Source organism: Nonlabens ponticola (assembly GCF_003966335.1).
Lineage (GTDB): Bacteria > Bacteroidota > Bacteroidia > Flavobacteriales > Flavobacteriaceae > Nonlabens > Nonlabens ponticola.
On sequence record NZ_CP034549.1, the window covers coordinates 118,644 to 142,105 of the forward strand.

Sequence of the window (23,462 nt, forward strand, 5' to 3'; positions counted from 1 at the left end):
TTCCATATAAAAAATCCCGATCTAAATAGATCGGGATTTTTTATGAGTAACACTTTCGCGCCTGCCTGCCGATCAGGCAGGAAAGCGGAATAAATAATTATCTATCCACCAAAGTCATCAAAACGTATGTTTTCTGGTGGTACACCAAAGTCCTCGGCCATTTTACCAACGGCGTTGTTCATCAACGGTGGTCCACAGAAGTACACTTCTATATCTTCTGGTGCTTCATGCTTAGTCAAGTACTGATCAATCACTACTTGGTGAATGAAGCCTACAAATCCATCTCCTGACTCGTCATGGATATCTTCTTTCACTTTCCAGTTATCTTCTTCTAGCGGCTCTGAAAGAGCTAGGTAGAATTTGAAGTTAGGGAACTCACGCTCCAGTGAACGGAAGTGCTCAATGTAGAACAACTCACGCTTGCTACGACCACCGTACCAGTAAGTTACCTTGCGGTCGGTTTTCAAGGTCTTAAACAATTCATATAAGTGAGATCTCATAGGTGCCATTCCTGCACCACCACCTACATAAAGCATCTCTGCATCACTGTGATTGATAAAGAATTCACCGTAAGGTCCTGAAATGATTACCTTATCGCCTGGCTTTTGATTAAAGATGTATGAACTAGCAATACCAGGATTTACATCCATCCAATTATTCTTAGCTCTATCCCATGGCGGCGTTGCGATACGAACGTTTAGCATGATCTCACGACCTTCTGCTGGGAAAGACGCCATGGAGTATGCACGTTCTACTGTTTCAGGGTTTTTCATCACCAGTGGCCACAAGTTGAACTTGTCCCATTCTGCTTGAAACTTATCTGCTGTATCGTGCTCTTCAGGGTGCGCTGTGATGTCCATATCTTGGTACTTCACTTCACACTTAGGAATCTCAATCTGGATATAACCACCAGCTTCATAATCCATATCTTCAGGAAGACGTACTACGAACTCTTTAATAAATGAAGCTACATTGTAGTTACGCACAACTTCTGCTTCCCATTTCTTGATACCGAATACCTCTTCTGGTATCTCGATCTTCATGTCCTGCTTCACCTTCACCTGGCAGCCTAGTCTCCATCCTGCAGCAATCTCTTTACGGGTAAAGTGAGGCACCTCGGTTGGTAATATAGAACCACCACCATCAGTTACAACACACTTACATTGCACACAAGTACCACCACCACCACATGCAGATGGCAGGAATAATTTGTTGTCACCTAGAGTCCCTAGAAGCGTACCACCAGATCCTGTAGTAATGTCCTTCTCGCCGTTAACGTTGATCGTAACCGGACCAGAAGGCAATAATTTTGATTTTGCCGTAAGCAACAACGTCACTAGTAGCAATATAAGCACTAGGAATATTGCCGCACTGGCTAATATGGTAATTACGTTAGAATCCATAGCTTGTTCTTTCTTATGATTAAATTTCTATTCCCATAAAACTCATGAAGCCTAAGGCCATAAGTCCTGTGATGATAAATGTGATACCTAGACCTCTTAATGGTGCAGGCACATTTGAATAAGTGATTTTCTCACGAATTGCCGCAATGGCTAGAATGGCTAGGAAAAATCCAAAACCAGAACCTATTCCATAAACAGCTGCCTCGTCAATACCAGAGAAATCCTTTTGCTGCATAAATAATGATCCACCTAGAATCGCACAGTTTACTGCGATAAGTGGTAGGAAAATACCTAGCGCTCCATATAATGCTGGTGCAAATCGTTCCACGATCATTTCTACCAGCTGTACCATGCTCGCGATCACCGCGATAAACATGATAAAACTCAAGAAACTAAGGTCGATACTAGCATACTCTTCACCCAACCATAGGCTCAATGCGCCAGGCTTTAATAAATAAGTGTCCAGCAACCAGTTGATAGGAACCGTGATTCCCAATACAAATACTACAGCGGCACCTAGACCTACAGCGGTCTTAACAGACTTTGAGACGGCCAGATAAGAACACATACCCAAGAAATAGGCAAAGACCATGTTCTCGATAAAAATACTTCTTACAGCGAGATTGATTAAATCCATTTTCTAATTCTTAAGTTGTTTAGTTTTCTTCAATTAATGTACGGTTGCGACTGCGCTGCACCCAGATGATAATACCTACAGTAATAAGAGCCATAGGTGACAAAAGCATCAAACCGTTATCCACATATCCAAAGTCATAAACTGCCTCTGGTATAATTTCAATTCCCAATAATTTTCCTGCACCTAGCAACTCTCTAAAAAATGCTACTAAGATCAAGATGAAAGCGTATCCAGCTGCGTTACCTATACCATCAAGGAATGATTTATAAATACCGTGTCCTAGAGCAAATGCCTCAAGACGACCCATAACGATACAGTTGGTAATAATCAACCCTACAAAAACCGAGAGTTGTTTAGAAACGTCGTATGCATACGCTCTCAAAACCTGGTCAACCAAGATTACAAGAGCTGCAACAACAACTAACTGCACGATAATTCTAATACGCGACGGTATCAAATTACGTAATGCAGATACAATCATGTTACTAAAAGCCATTACAGCCATCACGGCAAGGCTCATCACGATAGCTGGTTTCAATTGAACTGTAATCGCAAGAGCTGAACATATTCCTAGTACCTGAACTGTAATTGGATTGTTGTCTGTCAATGGATCAGATAGAAGCTTGCGATTCTTCTTACCTAGCAAGCCTTCTCTCTCGTCTGTATCAGATAGGAAAAGGATAAGACCTTGCTTTTTTGATTCTTTATTTTGCGCCATAGAGCTTTTATTTATTCCGCTTTCGCGAAAGCGTAATCACATTACCAGCATTACTGCATGGCAACCTTTACGTCAGTTTTTGATTTAAAGTATGGTAGATAATTCTTGAGTCTTTCAGAAATCATGTCGGTCACGCCATCACCGGTGATTGTAGCACCTGCGATAGCATCTACGGCATTGTCATCCTTGTTCTCACCGCCTTGGTAACCCTTTGCAACAGATACCCCTATAAAGTTCCCAGACTCATCCATGATTTTTTCATCATCAAAACGCTTCTTGAACCATCCTTGGGTAATTTCTGCACCTAGACCTGGCGTTTCTCCTTTATGATCAAACACTGCACCCTTGATCGTGTTCACGTCATCCTTTAAAGCTACATAACCCCATATAGCATCCCAAAGACCTTTACCTCTTAATGGCACAATATAGTATTGAGTGCCTTCAACATCAGCTACGTATAGAGGAAATGCCTGCTCTTCAACTGGCTTTTTAAGTTCCTTCTTGAGATCCACAGTAAATGCATCCACATCTGTGCGTACATCGCCGTTGTTATCCAATGCTAGTTGTTCAACGATATATTTATTAAAAAGAGTTGCAGCGCTATCTCTAGTAGTCTCGATACCAACAGTACCCAAGATGTTTTGCATCTTTTCTTCCTTTACATTCTTTGCTTGCGCTGGTTGCAAATTAGTTGCTGCAAAAGCTAACGTACATGCTACCACTGCCACCATTAAAAAGGCAAACAAAAATGTATATGAGTTTGAATTTCTATCCATGATTAAGCTGTTTGAAGTTGTGCTTGAGCTTTTTTCAAGCGTTTTTTGCGCTTACCCACGTTTGCTTGAACAACATAATGATCAATCGTAGGTGCAAATACATTCATTAATAGAATAGCGAGCATGATTCCTTCAGGATATGCTGGATTGAATATGCGTATCATGATACCAAAGAAACCAATCAAGATACCATAGATCCATTTTCCCTTAAAGGTTTGTGCAGCACTCACTGGATCAGTAGCCATAAAGACCACACCAAACAAGATACTACCTACAACCATATGCTGCCAGAATGGGAAGTTGATTAACTGATTTGTTCCTAATTCCATAAGTGTTGCGTCCCATCCAGATAATCCTAGACCTGCAACGGCACCAGCATCATTGTAAACCTGATCCAATGTGATAGCACCACTTTCTACAAGATTGGTGATAAAATCGTTACCCAAATTACCAAAGAAGTTAAATATCGCGCCCATGGCAAGACCACCTATGATACCACCTAAAATGATTCTCCAGCTACCTACTTTGGTCGCTATTAATATAATGGCACCTAGAATAACTAGTAATGCAGAAGTTTCTGCCACGGATCCTGGAATCGTACCATAAAACATATCATCAAAACTAATATTTGAGAGCACTGATGCCTCTTCTACCGGTGCAGCAAATGCTACCGAGTTTGCAGCAGATCCCATCACGCTACCGTCGTATTGACCACTAGCCAATGATCCTAAAATCGTCTCACCTGAAATGGCGTCCGTGCTACCTTCATGTACCCATATCGCATTACCTGACATGTAAAGAGGATATGCAAAGAATGCAAATGCTCTTGCCGTCAATGCTGGGTTCAAAATATTCATTCCCGTACCTCCAAAAGCTTCTTTACCAATGAGTACGGCAAATGCTACAGACAACGCTAGCATCCATAATGGAATATCTACTGGGAAAATCATTGGGATCAACAATCCAGTTACCAGGTAACCTTCATTCACTTCATGACCACGATAAATCGCAAAGATGAATTCAATCGTAAGACCTACAACGTAGGAAACGATGATCAATGGCATTACCAAAATAGCGCCTTCAATAAAAGCGTCCCAAAACGGCACATCCATAACACTAGCAAGACCTCTTTCTTGATATAGGTATTGCGCACCTGTGTTCCACATACCAAATAGTAGCGCTGGAATCAAAGCCAACACCACAGTAATCATGGTGCGCTTCAAGTCCACAACGTCACGTATGTGAGCACCTTTTTTGGTTGTGTGGTTAGGTGTGAAAAGAAATGTATCGAACGCATTGATTGCTGGAGCAAACTTTTCATATTTCTCTCCAGGTTCGAAAGGCTTTCTAGCCTGATCTAATTTAGCTCTTACCCAATTCATAGTTTTATCCTACTTCGGTTATCATTAAGTCTAGACCTAGACGTATAATTTCTTGCGCCTCGATCTTTGATGTGTTCACATAATCTATTAATGCAAAATCTTCTGGTGCCACCTCATAGATACCTAAGTTCTCCATACTCTCGATGTCTCCAGCCATGCAGGCCTTAATCAATTGCATAGGATAAATATTCATAGGCATCACCTCTTCCATCTCGCCAGTCACTACCAGCGCTCTTTCCTCACCATTAAGATTTGTATTCACTTTACTCTTACCACCAGTTAACCATGACAATGAGGTTCCAGAAATTGACGGTACATCATTTCGGGTAAATGGCAACCATCCTAGAAAAGCATATTCATTACCTTCTGGAATGAGTGTTACCGTGTTGTGGTAATAGTTAAGATACTGGTCGTTATTAATCTGGTCGCCTGTCAAAACATCACCAGAAATTATTCTAGTTTCCTGAGTATTTACTTCACCAACCAGATCAGAAACTTTTGCGCCAATTTTGGTCGTATAATAATGTCTCTTTTCCTCAGCAACCTCAGTTCCTGCAAGAGCTACCGTGCGCACTGCATCAAACTTACCTGTTAAGAATAAATTACCGATGGTTGCAACATCTTCTGCGCCAACAGCCCAAACTTTCTCACCAAAATTGATAGGATCCAGTTTGTGGATTTGAACACCTACGTTTCCTGCTGGATGCGGCCCTTTCACTTTATGAACCTCAACATTCTTAATATCGCTAAGGTTTGATTTTTTACCTATACACAAATGAACTTTACCTTCTGTCAATCTAGACAGTGCATTCACACCTGCTTGAAAGGCTTCTTTTCTATCCTTGAGAATAAAATCAACATCACCAGCAAGTGGTGCGCTGGTATAGGCCGAAATAAATATTGCTTTAGGAGTATCTTCTGGACCAGCGACAATATCGTACGGTCTTTGGATGATAAACGGCCAGCAACCGCTTTCTAATAATCTTGTGCGTACTGCAGTAGGATCAGCTTGCAATGGATCCATGGATCCATGCTCGTAAAAAGTGTCACTCGCATCAGCTTGAATACGCACTTCCATTACGCGACGTTTTGCACCTCGCACGATCTCACTAATAGTACCGCTTACTGGTGCTGCAAATTTTACAGCCTCATCATACTTTGAATAGAAGATAATTTCGCCAGCTTTTACAGCTGCTCCTTCTTTCAAAATCAACTTAGGTACAACAGCATGAAAATCGGGTGGTTTCACAGCATAAACACTGGAACGCGGTGCGGTGACAAGCTTATGGCCTGCCTCACCTTTTAGCTTGAGATCAAGCCCTTTTCTTATTCGAATGTCTTTTGACATAGGATCTTTGGATTTAGTCCATTTTGGGACTGCAAATCTAGGTAATTATTGAACGCAAAATTATGAGGTAAAATTATTTAGAACTTATCTAAATAAAGGTTTAAGGTCGCTTTGGCATTGCTTTCGCTTTAAGCTAAACCTATCTAAATTTAAGCTTTAAAACCTACTTTTGCTTCTATGAAGTATTTAATCTTTACTGTTATTTTCTTTTTGACAGTTCCGCCTATTTCTGCACAGGAAATGGATGAATTGGTCAATGATCCCGAATTCATAAAAACCGTTACACTCAATCGCCCTGCGGAAAATATGTTCCCGATCTACAAATTAGGTGAGCGCATAAATCTGTCATTTGATGACATTACAGCGCAGGAAGATGATTACTACTATCAGATTGAGCATTATGATTATAATTGGGAGCCCAGTGCGCTTTACAAGAACGAATTTATGACAGGTGTTGACGATCAGCGCATTATAAATTACCGCAATTCGTTTACCACACTGCAAGCCTACAGTCATTATGAGTTAAGCATTCCCAATCGATGGACTGAGGCATTGACACGATCAGGAAATTACATGATCCACATCTATAATGATGATCGTGAACTATTGTTCTCACGCAAATTTATGATTGTTGAACCTAGAGCCACCGTAGGTGTACAAATACGTAGAGCGCGTGACCTAGAATACGTCAACACACAACAGCGCGTTCAGTTTTTTGTAGACTCAAAAGAGATCAACTTTATCAATCCTGCACAAAATCTTAAGGTTGCTATCATACAAAATCTTGATCTAGAATCGGCGGTTTACGGTCTAGAGCCTCAATTCAATCTAGGTAATAGGCAGGAATACAATTATGATGGACCAGCATCTTTTTGGGCTGGTAATGAGTATTTGAATTTTGAAAGTAGGGATTTTAGGGCGCCTAACAACAATATTGATTTTGTCAAACTAGGCGAGCTTTACAACACCCATCTTTACATCGACCGATCAAGATTTTTGGATGAATACACATACAATCCAGATATCAACGGTGGTTTTCTAGTGAGTACAGTTACTAATGAGGACAACGACATCCAGGCAGAATATACTAAGGTTCATTTTACCATGGATCCAGGCATCGTCCTGCCTGAAGGTACAAGCGTTTTTGTTTCTGGAAACTATAATGGCTATCAATTACAGGAAGAAAATCTCATGGTGCATGATGAAGTAAGAAATCTATACACCACGACAATGCTCATGAAGCAAGGTTTTTACAACTACATTTATAGAGCCTATGATGCAAATGGCGAGGAAATACCAGGATTGATTTCTGGCAATAAATGGCCTACCGAAAATCTTTACACAGTACTCGCCTACTATCGCGAGCCAGGTGGCCGTTATGATCGACTTATAGGAATAGGTGCTGGAAATAGCGCAAACATTACCAATTAATTATATTTGATCGACCCAACCATCGATCATGAAGCATCCAGTAAGATCCTTGCCGCAATACCGCAGCACGCACTGTCTTAATTGCGAGACACCGCTGGAAGATGTGGACAAATATTGCCACCAGTGTGGACAGCTTAATAGTAAGAAGCGACTGGCACTAAGTGATTTTTTCAGTGAATTGTTCGCCAACTTTATCAGCTACGACAACAGGATATGGCGCACGATAAGCGGTATCCTTTTCAAACCAGGTAAGGTCACGCAGGAATACTGCGCAGGCAAGCGCGTTCATTATGCTAATCCATTCCGTTTCTTTTTATCAGTGACGATCGTCTTTTTCTTATTAGGTCAATTGTTTCTTAATTGGGACGATGATTTTACAGAGTTTGTAGAAGGAATGAATGAAGGCATCGAGAAAGGCATGGAACAAGCCCAAAGCGATGCAAATTTATTGGAATTGGTAAGGCGCCGTGATTCGCTAGAGTCTCAAGGCAATCGTATTGCCGCTGGCGTATTGACTGAGGTCATTGACGATATAGAGCTACAACCAGACAGCACTCAAGCGATACCTAAATACGCAACCCAACAGCAGTTAGATGAGAAAAACTATCTCTATAAATACCTCGCTCAAACAGACGATTATAAAACGCATGCAGAACGTAATCCTGCCATGAACATCAATCAGGCACTCATAAGCCTTGATCATGAAGTCACTGATCTTAATCGATCGCGATACAGGAAAGCTCGTCGTTTTAATGCGCTAGAAAAGCAACCCTATCAATTAGTAGAAATGGTGGTACCCAAAATACCATTGTTCCTATTCTTTTTTGCACCAGCCATTAGCCTCTTTTTATGGTTGGTATATATTAGGAGAGACTATAATTATATGGAACACATGGTTTTCACCTTTCACGTGTTTACTTTCTTTTTCCTGAGTCTTTTTATATTGTTAGGTATGGTTAGTCTATCCTTCGGTTGGATCTCTTGGGAATGGATGAGCCTAATCATCTTAGGCGTTCTAGGGCCTTTTTACCTCTACAAAGCCATGCGCAATTTTTACAAACAAGGCAGATTTAAGACCATTGTCAAGTTTGCATTTTTAAATTTTGTATTTTTAGTGCTATTCACAGTAAGCGCCAGCCTATTTGTCGTGGGCAGCGTGTTTATAGGAGTCTGACATGTTACAACAGGTTACCAGAGGCATCAAGATATCGGTGCAAACGAGTTTTCAGGGTACATTTTATAAGAATTATAAGATGCACTTTGCCTTTGGGTACCAGATTACTATTGAGAACCAAAGCAAGGACAGCGTGCAGCTCAACTCACGCCAGTGGAAGATTCAAGACAGTTTGAACAACACACAGGTCGTCACCGGTGAAGGCGTGATAGGCAAGAAACCAGTCCTTAAACCAGGTGAGTCTCACAGTTATGAGAGCGGTTGTTTACTAGCGTCATCCTTTGGCAACATGAGCGGCTTTTACAATATGGTTAACCTCACTTCTACACGGCAATTCACTGTTTTTGTCCCTAGCTTTAAGCTTAGTGCACCGTTTGCGCTTAATTAGACATAGCTTGTAGCGGTCGCACGATAGCTCACATTATAATACCTCACTTTACTTTTAATTTTATTTTTTCTCGGTTCCGCTTTCGCGAAAGCTTATAAGCCCAAAGTCAATCATCAAGCAAAGAACATGGTGGTACTATCTCTCCTGTTGCACGATAGCTTTACTGCTTACCTACCATGATGAAGAAATCAAAATCTTGTGCAACTCCTATCCTAATTGCCAGAGAACTCTAGATAAAGCAGAAGAAACTTATAATTTCTAAATACTTGGAGTAAAAAATCATCAGCCCACTTGCAAGCAGTTGTAAAACGACCGTGATCTCCTTATTATGATGATGTGGTTGAGAATTATGCTTTCGCGAAAGCGTTATTATTCTATTAAAACTATGCGCTCATACGCTTTACCAATAGACAGCTGTAGGCATTGCGTGTATGATTTTGTACTTTCACAGCTGAATAAAATAAGACACATTATCATGGGAAAAGGATTTTTCAATGTACCCGTAGCGGTCAATGAACCTATATTATCATATGCGCCAGGCACTCACGAGCGAGAAGAAGTATTGCGCGCTTATCAAGAATTTTATGCCACACAAACCGCGGTGCCTTTGTACATAGGCGACGAGGAAATCACCACCAAGGACACTGGCGAGATACGACCACCGCACGATCACCAAAACGTTGTTGGAACCTACAGCCGTGCAGGTAAAAAAGAAGTGAAAAAAGCGATTAAGGTTGCGCTGGAAGCTCGTAAGGAATGGTCAAAATTACCATGGGAACAGCGCGCAGGAATCTTCCTAAAAGCTGCAGAACTCATCGCTGGACCTTACCGTGCTCGCATTAATGCCGCAACCATGGTCAACCAGTCAAAAACCGTTTTTCAAGCAGAAATCGACGCGGCCTGTGAGCTGATCGACTTCTTGAGATTTAATGTGGAGTACATGACCGAGATCTATGCAGAGCAGCCAGAATCTACAAGCGGTGCGTGGAACAGACTAGAATACAGACCGCTGGAAGGATTTATCTACTGTATAAGTCCCTTCAACTTTACGGCTATTGCTGGAAACTTGCCAGCGAGTGCAGCTTTGATGGGTAATGTGACCGTATGGAAACCTAGTGACCACCAGATGCTGAGCGCTAATGTGATCATGGAAGTATTTAAAGAAGCTGGCGTGCCAGATGGCGTGATCAATATGGTGAATGCAGATCCAGTGATGATGACCAAAGAAGTTTTGGGTCATGAGGATTTTGCTGGAGTTCACTTTACAGGTTCTACAACTGTTTTTAAAGGTTTGTGGGAACAAATAGGTAAGAATATTCATAAGTACAAAACCTATCCGCGTATTGTAGGTGAGACTGGTGGTAAAGACTTTATCGTAGCGCACAAAACTGCCATACCACAACAAGTTGCCACGGCAATTACACGCGGTGCCTTTGAATTCCAAGGTCAAAAATGTAGTGCCGCATCACGTGCTTATATATCTGAAAGTATATGGGCTGACGTGAAAGAAGCGCTAGGAAAAGATCTAGAAAGCATCACGATGGGATCGCCAGGTGACATGAGCAACTTCATGACTGCCGTGATTCATGAAGGATCGTTTGACAAGCTGGCCAAGTATATCGATGCTGCCAAAAAAAGTAAAAAAGCTGAAGTGATTTTTGGAGGTGGTTATGACAAGAGTGAAGGCTACTTTATAGAGCCTACCGTCATCGTGACTACAGATCCTAATTATGAAACCATGGAGACAGAGCTTTTTGGTCCTGTAATTACCATCTATGTTTATAAAGATAAAAATTGGGAAGAGACGTTAAAGCTAGTCGATGAGACCAGTATCTATGCCTTGACAGGTGCGGTGCTATCACAAGATCGTTATGCGCTATCGCAAGCAACTGATGCCTTGCAAAATTGTGCTGGTAACTTCTACCTTAACGATAAGCCTACTGGTGCCGTGGTAGGACAGCAGCCTTTTGGTGGTGCGAGAGCCTCTGGAACTAACGACAAAGCAGGTTCTAAACTTAATCTTCTACGCTGGGTAAGCCCACGTATGATCAAAGAAACTTTCGTCACACCTACGGATTATAGGTATCCGTTTTTGGGTGAGTAGGTTTTAAGATTAATGCAATAAAAAATGCCTTTCCTGATTGGAAAGGCATTTTTGTTTATTTTAATTATCAATTCATTTACGCAGTATATTTGCCGCAACATAAACATGAGGCTCATTTATCACCTCTCTAAAGAATTGAAATGAAAAAATTATTGCTCCTAGCATTTATTGCGATTACCGCTCAAACCTATGCTCAAGAATCCGTTTTACTGCGTACTAATTATAACGAAGGTGATGTTTATACTGCCAGTGTCGTTCAAAAGCAAATAATAGGAATGGATGGTAGTACCGATATGACGATACTCATGGAAATGGAGGTTACTGATGTTGCTCAAGACACTATAAAAACAGCATCCAAAATCACCTCTATTGATATGAAAATGAATCAAGGTGGAATGGTCATGAATTATAACTCTGACATGGATGAAGAAGACCTTGATCAAACAGGCAAAATGATGAAAACGCAATTTGACCCAATGATGGAAGCGGTCATTTATAGTTCACTTGACAGGTACGGCAACACGTTAAGCACAAAAGCAGATCCTGCACTACCTGGAATGGATCAATTTACCTCTGGACAGAGTTCTATTGATTTCCCTAAAGAAGAAGTAAGCGTAGGTTCTAGCTGGACAACAGAAAACACTAATCAGGGAATGAACGTCAAAACTACCTATACCGTCACCAAAATTGAAGACGGAAAGGTCTATGTTGACTTAAACGGTGTGGTATCTGGCGCAGGAACTGGTGAACTTAAAGGCACAGCCGATATTGACATCGCTACTGGTGCTACAAATAATGATTCTGAAATTGTTGTTACCGCTCAAGGAATGCAGGTAACGGTCATCTCAACAATGGAGATGAGCAAGCAGTAGTTCAAAGAATTTGTTGAAATATGAAAAATGCCTTTCTTGTCTGGAAAGGCATTTTTGGTTAAATGTGGTCATATTAAAGTTTACTTTTCAGATTTTTCTCTGTAAATAAATTCCCGTTTATTTAAAATGAATTTAGTTGTAGAAGGAACCATTTTAAATAATCTTACTTCAGGATATATTTGACGGACAATACTCATTATCTTATCAAAATGTTCGTCACTAACCTTACATCCGAAGTACAGCGCTTTTAAAGATCCTTTGGGATATCGGTATTTCTGATTATTATTATGATGTAAAAGCCTTAATTCTTCTTCATGAGACCATTCAATGGATTTATGGGTAGCAAGTTTCATCAAGGATTGCAAATCACTTTCTTTTGAAAAGAACAAATCAGATATAATATTTGGAATTTCAGATCGATAAGTGACTTCAATTGTTTTTGAAAATGGCAGCACAGTAGAGTCGAATTCTAGACATATACCTTTATGTCCATCGGCATAATACGACCACATTAAAAGATTATCAGAATTCTTAGAAAAACAAGATATTCCCATTTTAGAGAATTTATTGACTCTAATCTCATTCAGAACATTTACAATTACCCCAGTAAGGTGAATCTTCAATTCGTTTAACAAATCAAACACTTCTTCGGAAAATAGTTCTTTACTATTTCCTCCAATCATCGACAAATAATTTAAATAGGCTTTTTTGCTTCGATACTTGACTAGTTTATGTTCACTATCAAATTGAAATATGTAATCTATATGATCCACACAAAATGAATAATACCTATCAAGCGAAATTGATTTGTTCATTATTTCCATCAAATCTCCTTGATCGAAACGTCCTTTCCATAATTTAGTAACTAGCTCTACAAATATCTTATCGCTTAATCGTTCAACTGACGCTGGGTGAAAAGTATCGAACGGATCATTAAAGAAACTAGGTGAGCTAAAGTAAATCTGCTCGTTAGAGAGATTTTCTAATGTGTATTTATTTATAGAACAATATTTAAACATCAGAATACAACCATCAAATTTCTAGTATAGCTTCTCAACAGAACTCAATTATTTTTTTCTCAAAATCAATAGGAATTGCACCTCCAGAACAACCACCAATTTCTTCGTGGTAAATTTCCTTAGGATTGTCTGTGATGATCCAAGTTCCTGAGTGATGTTTGTAAATGAAACTATCTAAAATGGAATCAGGACCGCTAAGACTAGTTTCTTCAGTTTTCATGATTGTTATATGATTTCCATCAATATGAATCTTAACTGGTGTGTTTGGCATTCGGCCATTCCATTCGGCGAAGTACAGGTCATAAATAAAAGTACCTTGAGGAATTGAATCGTTTTGTTTATGAGTATTTCCGATCTCATTCTCAGTCAAAATAGCTGCTTCTTGATCACCGTAATCGTCTGGTGTTGAGCCCATAATATTTACAGCAAACACCAGTGCCACGATTGCTATTGTAGAAAAGATGGCAACTAAAAATAAAATGATTTTAACGCTTGCTTTCATTGCTTACAACGGCAAGTGCACTACTTTTTTAGTCTCAAAGAAAGGATCTTCAAATACTTGGTCTAGATCATAGACATCAGCATATTTGAATGGCTTGAGTTCTTCTCGTAGGTCGCCGCCTTTAAGATACAAGATTCCGTTTTCTATCTCGTGGTAGCTGTCCTTGCGCACCTTATTGCGAGTCCAGCTTACAAAATCGGTCATGTTGGTTACCGCTCTTGAGACGATAAAGTCAAATCTGCCGCGTACTTTTTCGGCTCGACCATGTTCTGTTGTGACGTTTTCAAGGCCTAGTGCTTCTACTATGGCATCCACTACTTTTAGTTTTTTAGCAATGGAATCGACTAGGTGAAATTTTGTTTTTGGAAACATGATCGCCAACGGTATTCCTGGGAAGCCACCACCAGTTCCAACATCTAGTACTCTTGTACCGCCTGGTGTATTGGGTAAGCTTTCGCGAAAGCGGACTACACTTACAATTCCCAGCGAGTGTAAAACATGCCTGGTATATAATTGATCGATGTCTTTTCTAGATATCACATTGATCTGGGCATTCCACTCTTTATAAAGATCACCCAGTTGTGCAAACTGGCGCTCTTGCTTTGCGGTGATATGCGGGAAATGTTTTTTGATGATTTGTGACACGTGTCGATAGTTTGTGCAAAAATACTTGAATATATAGACCTGTTGTGCGTGCTGGACCACAGGCTTATGATATTTTTGTTACAAAGCGCCACATTATGAACCAGCACCTTTCTGACCGCATCAATAATTTACCTACCAGCGCCACGCTTGCCATGGCTGCCAAAGCACGTGAGTTGCGCGAGCAAGGAAAGGACATCATAGGCTTGAGCCTGGGCGAGCCAGATTTCAATACGCCAGATTTTGTCAAGGAGGCTGCTATCCAAGCTATTAAAGATAATTACAACAGCTACACGCCTGTAGATGGTTATGTGGAACTTAAAGATGCGATCATCACAAAATTCAAGCGTGATAATAACTTGACCTATGATCGCAGCCAGATTGTGGTATCGACTGGTGCCAAACAATCCATTGCCAATGTTGCGATGGTGCTGGTTAATAAAGGTGATGAATGTATCCTGCCAGCACCTTACTGGGTAAGTTACAGCGCCATCGTGGAGCTAGCCGAAGGTGTTCCTGTAGAAGTGCGTGCTGGCGTAGAGCAGAATTTTAAAATGACTGCCCAACAATTGCGTGACGCCATCACGCCTAAAACCAAAATGATCCTATTCTCATCGCCCAACAATCCTAGTGGTGCAGTTTTCTCTAGAGAAGAACTAGAATCATTTGCAGAGGTATTGAATGATCATCCAGATATTATTGTGGTGAGTGACGAGATCTATGAGCATATTAATTATCGTGGTGGCCATGCGAGTATGGCAAGCATCGACGGCATGTATGATCGCACGGTAACGATCAATGGTGTGAGCAAGGCTTTTGCCATGACGGGCTGGCGTGTTGGTTACATAGGCGCACCTACCTGGATCGCCAGAGCTTGCAACAAGATGCAAGGACAAATTACTAGTGGTACCAACTGTATCGCACAGCGTGCGGTGATCACAGCGTTAGAAGCACCAGTTTCTAAAATTCAATACATGATAGACGCCTTTACTGAGCGTCGTAGTCTGATCTTAGGATTACTCAACGATATCGGTGGCTTTGTAACCGATGAACCTGACGGTGCTTTCTATGTATTTCCTGACGTGTCAGCGTTTTTTGGACGTGAGATTAAAGGACACAAAATCTACAATGCCACGGACTTCTCTATGTTGTTACTAGAAGAAGCCCTGGTAGCTACTGTCTCTGGAGATGCGTTTGGCGCTCCTAACTGTATACGTATTTCCTATGCTGCGAGTACAGAGCAGATCAAAGAGGCTTTGAAGAGGATTAAGGAGGTACTGAGTTGATCTAATTAATTGAAATTCTACCTGTTTCTCCAGAAGAATGGTGTCAACAATATCAAAACGGTGAATAGTTCAAGTCGCCCTATGAGCATTAAGAATGAACACCACCATTTTCCTATCCATGGTAAGCCAGCAAAATTATCTACTGGTGATAGCTCACCAAAAGCTGGACCTACATTACCTAGACTACTTAGCGCACCACCAATGGCGCTGTCAAAATCAAGTCCCAACGCGGCAAGACCTACTGCTCCAACAATAAAGGACAACATATAAAGAATAAAGAATCCTAGAATATTAAATACTACACCAGACTGTAATGCCTTTTTATTAAATCGTACTGGCAATATTGCATTAGGATGCAACGTACGCTTAAATTCTAGGATACCATTGCGTATCAATATAATATGACGCATCACCTTGATACCACCAGAAGTGGATCCAGAGCTACCACCTAAAAAGAATAAGCCAAAAAACATGATGGTCAAAAATGGCGTCCACATAGTATAATCTGCCGTAACAAATCCAGTTGTAGTGATAATAGCTAGCACTTGAAAGAAAGAATGTCGCACGGCACTCTCAAACTCACCCAGAACCATAGGATGAGCTATGGATGATGAGGTAACATCTGCCTGAAAATATATGAGTCCAGCTGCAATGATTGAAAAACCAAATACAAAACTAGCATACCATTTGAACTCAGTATCCTGAATAATTTTCTTGACTTTGCCCTTGATCGCAAAGTAGCTCAGTACAAAATTCATCCCAGCAATGAACATGAACACAATGATGATCCACTGAATAGCAGGATTATCGTTCCAATAAGCAATACTGGCATTCTTAGTAGAAAAACCACCGGTTGACAGCGTACTCAACGCATGGTTAACTGCATCAAACCAGCCCATACCGGCAATCTTTAGAAGCACCGCTTCAATAGCTGTGAAACCCACATATATCTGCCATAATCTTGTTGCAGTATCTGTGATTCTAGGGTGTAGTTTGTCAGTGTTAGGACCTGGAGATTCTGCAGCAAATAGTTGCATTCCACCTATTCCCAGAAGTGGCAGAATGGCAACAGCAAGAACAATGATTCCCATGCCGCCAATCCAGTGAGTCAAACTGCGCCAGAATAATATTCCTTTAGGCATTGACTCAATGTCATTCATGATACTAGCACCAGTAGTAGTGAAACCACTCATCGTTTCAAAAAAGGCATCGGTATAATTATCGATCGCACCTGTAAACATGTAGGGCATAGTTCCAGCAAAAGCCATGATTAACCAACCCATCGTCACAATTAGATATCCTTCTTTCTTAGAAAGTTCTTTTAAGTGCCTTCTATTGACAAACATCAAAGCACCACCTATACCTGCTGCGGTAAGTGCTGCCAGAAAAATCTCAATCGCCTCTGGCTCTGCATAGATTGCGCTAACGATCGCACTTATCAACATGAAACCACCATTGCACATGAGTAAAACTCCCATGATATAAACGATGATCTTAAAATTGAGTTTAGGCATTATTGGAAGATTTTCTCCACTTTACTGATAGATCTAGGCAGGCAACAAACTACAATGCGGTCACCAGCTTGTATCTGGAAATCTCCTAAGACAATATTTCCTTCTCCATCACGAATAACGCCACCAATGATCGCACTGCGTGGCACGCCGATATTCATAATTTTCTCACCGCACAGCTTGCTATCTTCCTTGACAATAAATTCAAGCAACTCGGCATTCATATTATTAAGTTTAGTCATGGCGACTACCTCACCTTTTCTAATGTATCTAAAGATGTTATTGGCGGCAAGAAGTTTTTTATTGATCAAGGTATCTATTCCAATAGAATGTGATAGTTGGAAGTAATCCATGTTTTCAACCAGTGCAATAGTTTTATTGACACTCTTGCTTTTGGCCATGAGGCACGAGATGATATTAGTCTCGCTATTACCAGTCACGGCTATAAACGCATCCATCTCGTGTATACTTTCCTCTTGTAGCAACTCTACATTGCGACCATCACCACTTAACACGAGTACATCTGGTAGCTTTTCGGCTAGATCAAAAGCCTTTTCAGCATTCACCTCGATAAGTTTCACATTAATTCCTGCGGCAGATAACTTACTCGCACTTTGCTCACCTATGTGGCTACCGCCTAGGATCATGACGTTGCGTATGTTTCGCTTTGTTTTACCAGTAAGTTTGTAAAGTTCGTCCACACCACCTTGAGTGGTTATGAAATATACCTGATCACCTTCTTTAAATTGAGTATCACCGCGCGGTATGAGCGTGTATTGGGTTCCAAATCGTTGTATAGCGATGGGCATAAAATGCACTTCAGGAAAAATCTCACCAGCTTCCTGTACTGATTTTCCTACAAATTGCGCCGTGCGCTGTAAATTCACACCTACCATAGTAAGTGCACCTTCTTCAAATTGATAACTATCGTTAAAGGCGCTTTGATCCAGCAGTAGTTCAATCTCTTTACTAGCAAGCGATTCAGGAGAGATTAGTTCATCGATTCCAAGTTCTGGAAAGTGGATCGTCTCATTTTCCTCGATAAACTCTGTATTAGATATCCTAGCAACGGTGCGTTTTGCGCCCAATTGTTTAGCTAGTACACAAATAGTGATGTTGGTCGTCTCACTGCTCGTCACGGCGATAACGAGATCAGCCTCTTTTACACGCGCATCTCGCAACATGGATATGGAGGTCGCATCACCTCTTAACGTCCTGATGTCAAGATGGTTATCAGCGTACTGTATATTCTCCTTTTCTGGATCAATAAGCACGATATCCTGTGACTCGTAAGAAAGCAGTTTGGCAAGGTGAAATCCCACTTCGCCAGCACCTGCGATAATGATTTTCATAAAATCGTCTCTGTAGAATTCAAATATACAGCTACGGTAATGAATACCTTTAACGCTAGTCGTATTTTATAATGAGGGTTAAAATTTTGCTTTCGCGAAAGCGTAATAACTCAAACATCGCCACTGCATTGTATCTTTGAGAACTAATCCTATAACGTGCCACAAGAAGTTAAACCGTACAACGACGAATCCACTGGAAAGAAGGAACAGGTCACTAAAATGTTTGATACCATAAGCGGTGAATACGACGGCCTAAATCGTCTTATTTCCCTAGGATTAGATCAAAAATGGCGTGATAATGTGGTCAAACTTGTTGCTGCACATAAGCCTGAATCCATCATGGATATCGCCACAGGAACTGGTGATCTTGTAATCAAAATGGCTCAAGAAACCAATGCTAAACTATTGGTAGGTCTTGATATTTCTAGCGGTATGCTGGATGTAGGCAAAGACAAGGTTCTTGATCAAAAGCTAGATGGTCGGGTTGAGATGGTGCTGGGTGACTCTGAAAACCTACAGTTTGAAGACGCAACATTTGACGCTATCACCGTATCATATGGTGTGCGCAATTTTGAGAATTTAGAGAAAGGGCTTTCAGAGATTTTAAGGGTACTTAAATCTGGCGGAATTCTAGTGATCCTCGAGACGAGTGTACCTAAAAAGTTCCCTTTCAAACAAGGTTATTATGTGTACAGTAATTTAGTAGTACCTACTCTAGGTAAATTATTTTCTAAAGACCGTACGGCATATGGTTATCTTTCAAAAAGTGCTTCAAAATTCCCTTATGGCGAGGAATTCAACAATATTTTGAAGAAAGTAGGGTTTAAAGAAGTAGAAAATCAGTTACAATTTCATGGCGCATCAACCATCTACAAAGCAGTCAAGGCTTAACTTTTCATTTCCATTTATTGTTGGCTGTTTGTTGATATCCAGCACGTGCAGTGCTCAGCTTTTTTCTAAAGAACGCATTGCCAATCTTGAAAACTTCGACAACCAATTTTTGACGTGGGGCTTTACACTAGGACTTAATTTGTATGATTACAAATTTGACTATACGGAGATCACACCAGAGGTTGCCGTAGCCAAAAATGTTGGGTTCCATGTAGGACTGATAGGTGACATGCGCATCAACGATTACTTCAATTTGAGGTTTGAACCTAGTGCAGTTTTTACCAGACGTGATTTATTCTTTCAAGATCCTAGCTTCACCACACCAGAACAGCGATTACGTGAGGTAAATTCAACCTACGTGCACTTGCCTTTACTTCTTAAGGTTTCTACCAAGCGCAAAAACAATTGGAAACCTTTTATTGTAGGTGGTGTTTCTTACTCTAGAAACTTGTCCAGCAATGAAGAAAATCCAGATGATAATCTGGCTGGGCAGTTCCGTCAGGCGACTGATGTTTTCAATTATGAACTAGGATTAGGTGTTGATTTGTACCTATTCTTTTTCAAGTTTACACCATCTATACGCGGTGTTTTTGCGATGAGTGATGAGTTGGTGCAAGACAATGATCCCAACAGTCCTTATACTAGCAACATTTCTAGCATGCAGTCAAGAGGTGTGTTTCTCAATTTTTCTTTCCAGTAGTAGATCGTTTCCATTCTGCTAATGTTATAGCCGCTGCGCTGGATACATTTAGGCTTTCAGTAGCGCTGGATGCTGCGCCGTACTGTGGTATGCTTATCGATGTTCCTGTAGCAAATAGTTTTTCTCTTACTCCATGCGACTCGCTGCCCATCACGATAATGGCTTTTTCAGGCAAAGAAGTATTATAAATAGAGTCGCCATTCATTGCCGTTAAAAATACTGGCTGTGATGCCTGCTCTAGAAAGTCCTCTAGATCAACAGATATAACGTTCACTCTAGCGAGCGATCCCATTGAGGCCTGCACGCATTTGGGATTATATAAATCTACCGTATTATGGTCGCAAACTATCGCATCAATGTTAAACCAATCAGCAAGACGGATGATGGTTCCCAGGTTTCCTGGATCCTGTAATTGATCAAGTGCTAGAATGAGTTGCGCTTCTTGAATATCTGGTTCTTCTTTAAATTTAACAACAGCTAGATATCCTGGTGGCGTATTGAGATTAGAGATGCGTTTCATATCCGCAGCTGCAATAACTACAGGATCTAGGTCGTTGAGATAAACAGCATCTTGAGTGGTGAACAAATCGATAATAAAAGCACCTGCATCCTTAAATTCTCTTATTGATTTATAACCTTCTACCACAAACAATTGATGCTGGTCGCGACCCTTTTTACGAGCTAGGCTTTTGATGAGTTTTATCTTGCTTTTGGTGATCATATAATTGTATTTTTGAGCCTCTACCTATGATACACAGACGTCTCCTTGCAAAAATAGGCTTAATTGTCACTCTAGTTTCTATTTGCATAGGTTGCAGCACGATCAAACGTGTTCCTAATGGTCAAAAGCTCCTTATTGAAAACGTCATTAAGGTAGATAGCATGAAGCCTAACGACGATCGTGTAGCCACGCTACCTGTTCAAAAAGCAAATTCAAAATTACTAGGCTATCCATTGAGATTGCATATTTACAATCTTGCTCGACCACATCGTGATTCCATCTACCTCAAGTGGATGCAAAACAACCCCAAAGCACTTAAACGCCGCAACGCCATTTTATCAGAAAAGCAGACAATGCAACTAGGAGAAGGTCTTGTAGCATTCAATCAATGGCTGAAACGTACTGGTGAAGCACCAACTCTAGTTGATGCAGAGCTTGCAGAACGATCTGCAGAGCGATTGCGACAATATTACTGGAATCAAGGATGGTTTAACACAGAGGTGGATCACAAAATTGTTGATGCAAAACGTAAAAAGCGAGCACGTGTCAAATACTTTGTAGAACGTCACCAGCCATACATAGTGGACAGCCTTACTAGAGAAATCGCATCGCCATCGCTAGATTCAGTTTATATGGCAAATAAACGGATGACCTTGCTTGAAGAAGGTGTTCAATACAGGACGGCAGACATCAATGCAGAGCGTAATAGGCTCTATCGACTATTTAGAAACAATGGTGCCTTTTTTATGGAAAAGGAAAATATCAAGTTTGAAGGCGATACCGTAGGAACAGATCAAAAGGCCAATATCAGACTACTAATTGGTGATCAAGAGATAAAAGTTGCAGACTCGATTGTTTCAAAACCGTTTAAGTTACATACCATAAGTAAAGTAAACATCATCCCTGATTATGAAACTAATTTTGAAGATGTAGTTCCAGATACGACCGTGTATAAGAATTACAATATTATACGATATCAACCTAAAAAATATAAAAACAGACCGCTGGCTGACGCCATCTTTTTTGAGCCTGGCAATCTATATCGTGACATAGATCGCGATCGTACCTACAAACGCATAACGGAACTCAACAGCTTTCTCTATCCTGCAATTACTTATGAAATAGATCCTGATGACCCAACAGGTGAGGACCTGATTGCTAACGTCCTTTTGACATCAAAGAAAAAGTATAACCTAGTTTTCGGTACCGAAGGATCACACAGTAACATACAGACTTTTGGTATAGGGCTTAATACATCCTTGCTTATTAGAAATATCTTCCGTGGCAGTGAATTGCTGGATATAAGCTTTAGAGGAAACATAGGAGCCAGTTCTAATAATGCCACTGGCGATTCTAGGTTTTTTGACTTACAAGAGATAGGTGCTGATGCACGATTGATATTCCCTAGATTTTTCTTCCCTCTAGAAACTGATGGCGTGATCCCAAAATTCATGTCACCTAGTACAGAATTGTCTCTAGGTTTCTTTAAGCAAACCAATATTGGACTCGATAGACAAAGTGTCAATGGCGCGCTAAGTTATAGGTGGCAACAAACTCCCATAAAAAGTACACGATTTGATCTAATTAATGCTCAATACGTGCGCAACCTTGATCCGCAAGACTTCTTCAACGTTTATAGAAGTAGTTATAGCAGCCTTAATGATATTGCCAATGATCTTGATCTTATGGATGCAAGATATGTGAACGAGGAAAATGACTTGACGGTACCACTAGGAACTAACAACTTCATTAACGATGCAATCAGCGGCAACCTAGATGTAGATAACAACCAACAGGAAACCATAAGAAACATTAGAGAGCGACGCGATCGATTAGTTCAAAACAACCTCATCATCGCTAGTAGTTATAATTGGATACGCAATAATCGTCAGGGAATTTATGACGAGGATTTCTCACGAATTAGCTTAAGATTAGAGAGTGCTGGTAATCTAATTGCAGGCGTTTCTAGTTTGATAGGTATTGATGAAAATGCTGATGGTCAGCGTCGCGTTTTTGGTGTAGAATTCTCTCAGTATCTCAAACCAGAAGTTGAGTACATAAAACACTGGCAATATACCAATGGACATGTTTTTGCGATCAAAGCTTTTGGTGGCGTGGCGATCCCTTATGGAAATTCTGACAACATACCGTTCATACGCAGCTTTTTTGCTGGTGGACCTAATGATAATCGAGCATGGCAAGCTTATGAATTAGGTCCTGGAAGTACTGGTGGTCTCAATGACTTTAATGTTGCTAACATGAAATTAGCCTTTAATGCCGAATACAGATTCCCATTAGCCGGCGCATTCAAGGGTGCTGTATTTACTGATATAGGGAACATATGGAATGTCCTAGACAGTGAAGAAGATCCAGATGCAGTCTTTAATGAATTTACAGATCTACAATATATCGCGATAGGAACTGGTCTGGGAATACGATACGATTTTGGTTTTTTTGTGCTGCGATTTGATGTAGGATTTAAAACCTACAATCCAGCTCTCGAGCCAGGCAATCGATGGTTCCGTGAGGTTAATTTCTCTGATTCTGTGTTCAATGTGGGTATCAACTATCCGTTTTAATCTGCCGTTCCCGCAATTGTATTTTC

At 40.6% G+C, this 23,462-nt stretch carries 21 protein-coding genes; 9 read left to right on the forward strand and 12 right to left on the reverse strand.

The window, feature by feature from the left end; translation table 11 throughout:
- Positions 1 to 101 precede the first annotated feature (101 nt).
- Genes nqrF through EJ995_RS00485 form a run of 6 tightly spaced genes read right to left on the reverse strand, consistent with a single transcriptional unit; the run spans position 102 to position 6,264 of the window.
- Positions 102 to 1,403, reverse strand: a complete 1,302-nt coding sequence (nqrF, locus tag EJ995_RS00460; RefSeq protein ID WP_126444548.1) for an NADH:ubiquinone reductase (Na(+)-transporting) subunit F — start codon at positions 1,401 to 1,403, stop codon at positions 102 to 104.
- A 19-nt stretch (positions 1,404 to 1,422) separates the two neighbouring features.
- Positions 1,423 to 2,040: an NADH:ubiquinone reductase (Na(+)-transporting) subunit E gene (nqrE, locus tag EJ995_RS00465; RefSeq protein WP_126444550.1), complete on the reverse strand. Its 618-nt coding sequence runs from the start codon at positions 2,038 to 2,040 to the stop codon at positions 1,423 to 1,425.
- Between the two features lie 19 nt (positions 2,041 to 2,059).
- Positions 2,060 to 2,758 (reverse strand): NADH:ubiquinone reductase (Na(+)-transporting) subunit D, encoded by a 699-nt coding sequence (locus EJ995_RS00470; protein WP_126444552.1) that lies wholly within the window; start codon positions 2,756 to 2,758, stop codon positions 2,060 to 2,062.
- Positions 2,759 to 2,808: 50 nt separating this feature from the next.
- The gene (locus EJ995_RS00475) at positions 2,809 to 3,534 is read right to left on the reverse strand and encodes a Na(+)-translocating NADH-quinone reductase subunit C (protein WP_126444554.1); all 726 of its coding nucleotides are present in this window, start codon (positions 3,532 to 3,534) and stop codon (positions 2,809 to 2,811) included.
- A 2-nt stretch (positions 3,535 to 3,536) separates the two neighbouring features.
- A complete protein-coding gene (gene nqrB / locus EJ995_RS00480; RefSeq protein WP_126444556.1) occupies positions 3,537 to 4,916 on the reverse strand; it encodes an NADH:ubiquinone reductase (Na(+)-transporting) subunit B in 1,380 nt (459 codons plus the stop codon).
- A gap of 4 nt (positions 4,917 to 4,920) precedes the next feature.
- Entirely contained in the window at positions 4,921 to 6,264 is a 1,344-nt protein-coding gene (locus EJ995_RS00485) for a Na(+)-translocating NADH-quinone reductase subunit A (protein WP_126444558.1), read from the reverse strand.
- A 177-nt stretch (positions 6,265 to 6,441) separates the two neighbouring features.
- Here EJ995_RS00485 and EJ995_RS00490 point away from each other — a divergent pair, with 177 nt between their 5' ends.
- The 5 genes from EJ995_RS00490 (at position 6,442) to EJ995_RS00510 (ending at position 12,233) form a co-directional block, all read left to right on the forward strand.
- On the forward strand, positions 6,442 to 7,695 hold the full coding sequence (locus EJ995_RS00490) for a type IX secretion system plug protein (protein ID WP_241234659.1): 1,254 nt from the start codon (positions 6,442 to 6,444) through the stop codon (positions 7,693 to 7,695).
- A gap of 28 nt (positions 7,696 to 7,723) precedes the next feature.
- Positions 7,724 to 8,869, forward strand: a complete 1,146-nt coding sequence (locus tag EJ995_RS00495) for a DUF3667 domain-containing protein (RefSeq protein ID WP_126444560.1) — start codon at positions 7,724 to 7,726, stop codon at positions 8,867 to 8,869.
- Between the two features lies 1 nt (position 8,870).
- Entirely contained in the window at positions 8,871 to 9,257 is a 387-nt protein-coding gene (gene apaG / locus EJ995_RS00500) for a Co2+/Mg2+ efflux protein ApaG (protein WP_126444562.1), read from the forward strand.
- A 475-nt stretch (positions 9,258 to 9,732) separates the two neighbouring features.
- Positions 9,733 to 11,361: an L-glutamate gamma-semialdehyde dehydrogenase gene (gene pruA / locus EJ995_RS00505; protein ID WP_126444564.1), complete on the forward strand. Its 1,629-nt coding sequence runs from the start codon at positions 9,733 to 9,735 to the stop codon at positions 11,359 to 11,361.
- Positions 11,362 to 11,501: 140 nt separating this feature from the next.
- Positions 11,502 to 12,233 carry a DUF6263 family protein gene (locus EJ995_RS00510; RefSeq protein WP_126444566.1) on the forward strand — a complete coding sequence of 244 codons (732 nt, stop codon included), beginning with the start codon at positions 11,502 to 11,504 and terminating at the stop codon, positions 12,231 to 12,233.
- Positions 12,234 to 12,313: 80 nt separating this feature from the next.
- On the opposite strand, the gene EJ995_RS00515 is transcribed toward EJ995_RS00510, so the two are convergent.
- The 3 genes from EJ995_RS00515 to rsmG are packed head-to-tail and all read right to left on the reverse strand — an operon-like array spanning position 12,314 to position 14,399.
- Complete coding sequence (locus EJ995_RS00515) at positions 12,314 to 13,252, reverse strand: DUF2971 domain-containing protein (protein ID WP_126444568.1); 939 nt, start codon at positions 13,250 to 13,252, stop codon at positions 12,314 to 12,316.
- A 34-nt stretch (positions 13,253 to 13,286) separates the two neighbouring features.
- Positions 13,287 to 13,754 (reverse strand): hypothetical protein, encoded by a 468-nt coding sequence (locus tag EJ995_RS00520; protein ID WP_126444570.1) that lies wholly within the window; start codon positions 13,752 to 13,754, stop codon positions 13,287 to 13,289.
- Between the two features lie 3 nt (positions 13,755 to 13,757).
- Positions 13,758 to 14,399 carry a 16S rRNA (guanine(527)-N(7))-methyltransferase RsmG gene (gene rsmG, locus EJ995_RS00525; protein ID WP_126444572.1) on the reverse strand — a complete coding sequence of 214 codons (642 nt, stop codon included), beginning with the start codon at positions 14,397 to 14,399 and terminating at the stop codon, positions 13,758 to 13,760.
- Positions 14,400 to 14,494: 95 nt separating this feature from the next.
- On the opposite strand from rsmG, the gene EJ995_RS00530 reads away from it, so the two are divergent.
- Positions 14,495 to 15,682, forward strand: a complete 1,188-nt coding sequence (locus EJ995_RS00530; RefSeq protein WP_126444574.1) for a pyridoxal phosphate-dependent aminotransferase — start codon at positions 14,495 to 14,497, stop codon at positions 15,680 to 15,682.
- A gap of 17 nt (positions 15,683 to 15,699) precedes the next feature.
- On the opposite strand, the gene EJ995_RS00535 is transcribed toward EJ995_RS00530, so the two are convergent.
- Together EJ995_RS00535 and trkA are read right to left on the reverse strand one after the other, a co-directional pair.
- On the reverse strand, positions 15,700 to 17,196 hold the full coding sequence (locus EJ995_RS00535; protein WP_126444576.1) for a TrkH family potassium uptake protein: 1,497 nt from the start codon (positions 17,194 to 17,196) through the stop codon (positions 15,700 to 15,702).
- Positions 17,196 to 18,545 (reverse strand): Trk system potassium transporter TrkA, encoded by a 1,350-nt coding sequence (gene trkA / locus EJ995_RS00540; protein ID WP_126444578.1) that lies wholly within the window; start codon positions 18,543 to 18,545, stop codon positions 17,196 to 17,198. The genes EJ995_RS00535 and trkA overlap by 1 nt, the downstream gene beginning before the upstream one ends.
- Before the next feature lie 156 nt (positions 18,546 to 18,701).
- Here trkA and ubiE point away from each other — a divergent pair, with 156 nt between their 5' ends.
- Together ubiE and porT are read left to right on the forward strand one after the other, a co-directional pair.
- Positions 18,702 to 19,436: a bifunctional demethylmenaquinone methyltransferase/2-methoxy-6-polyprenyl-1,4-benzoquinol methylase UbiE gene (ubiE, locus tag EJ995_RS00545; RefSeq protein WP_126444580.1), complete on the forward strand. Its 735-nt coding sequence runs from the start codon at positions 18,702 to 18,704 to the stop codon at positions 19,434 to 19,436.
- Positions 19,399 to 20,136 (forward strand): type IX secretion/gliding motility protein PorT/SprT, encoded by a 738-nt coding sequence (gene porT, locus EJ995_RS00550; protein ID WP_126444582.1) that lies wholly within the window; start codon positions 19,399 to 19,401, stop codon positions 20,134 to 20,136. Before ubiE ends, porT begins: the two co-directional genes overlap by 38 nt.
- Here the strand turns inward: porT and EJ995_RS00555 are convergent.
- Positions 20,117 to 20,857, reverse strand: coding sequence for a TrmH family RNA methyltransferase (locus tag EJ995_RS00555; RefSeq protein ID WP_126444584.1), 741 nt, complete (start codon positions 20,855 to 20,857; stop codon positions 20,117 to 20,119). The two genes, porT and EJ995_RS00555, sit on opposite strands and share 20 nt — an antisense overlap.
- 26 nt (positions 20,858 to 20,883) lie before the next feature.
- Here EJ995_RS00555 and tamL point away from each other — a divergent pair, with 26 nt between their 5' ends.
- A complete protein-coding gene (tamL, locus tag EJ995_RS00560) occupies positions 20,884 to 23,436 on the forward strand; it encodes a translocation and assembly module lipoprotein TamL (RefSeq protein WP_126444586.1) in 2,553 nt (850 codons plus the stop codon).
- Positions 23,437 to 23,462: the final 26 nt, after the last annotated feature.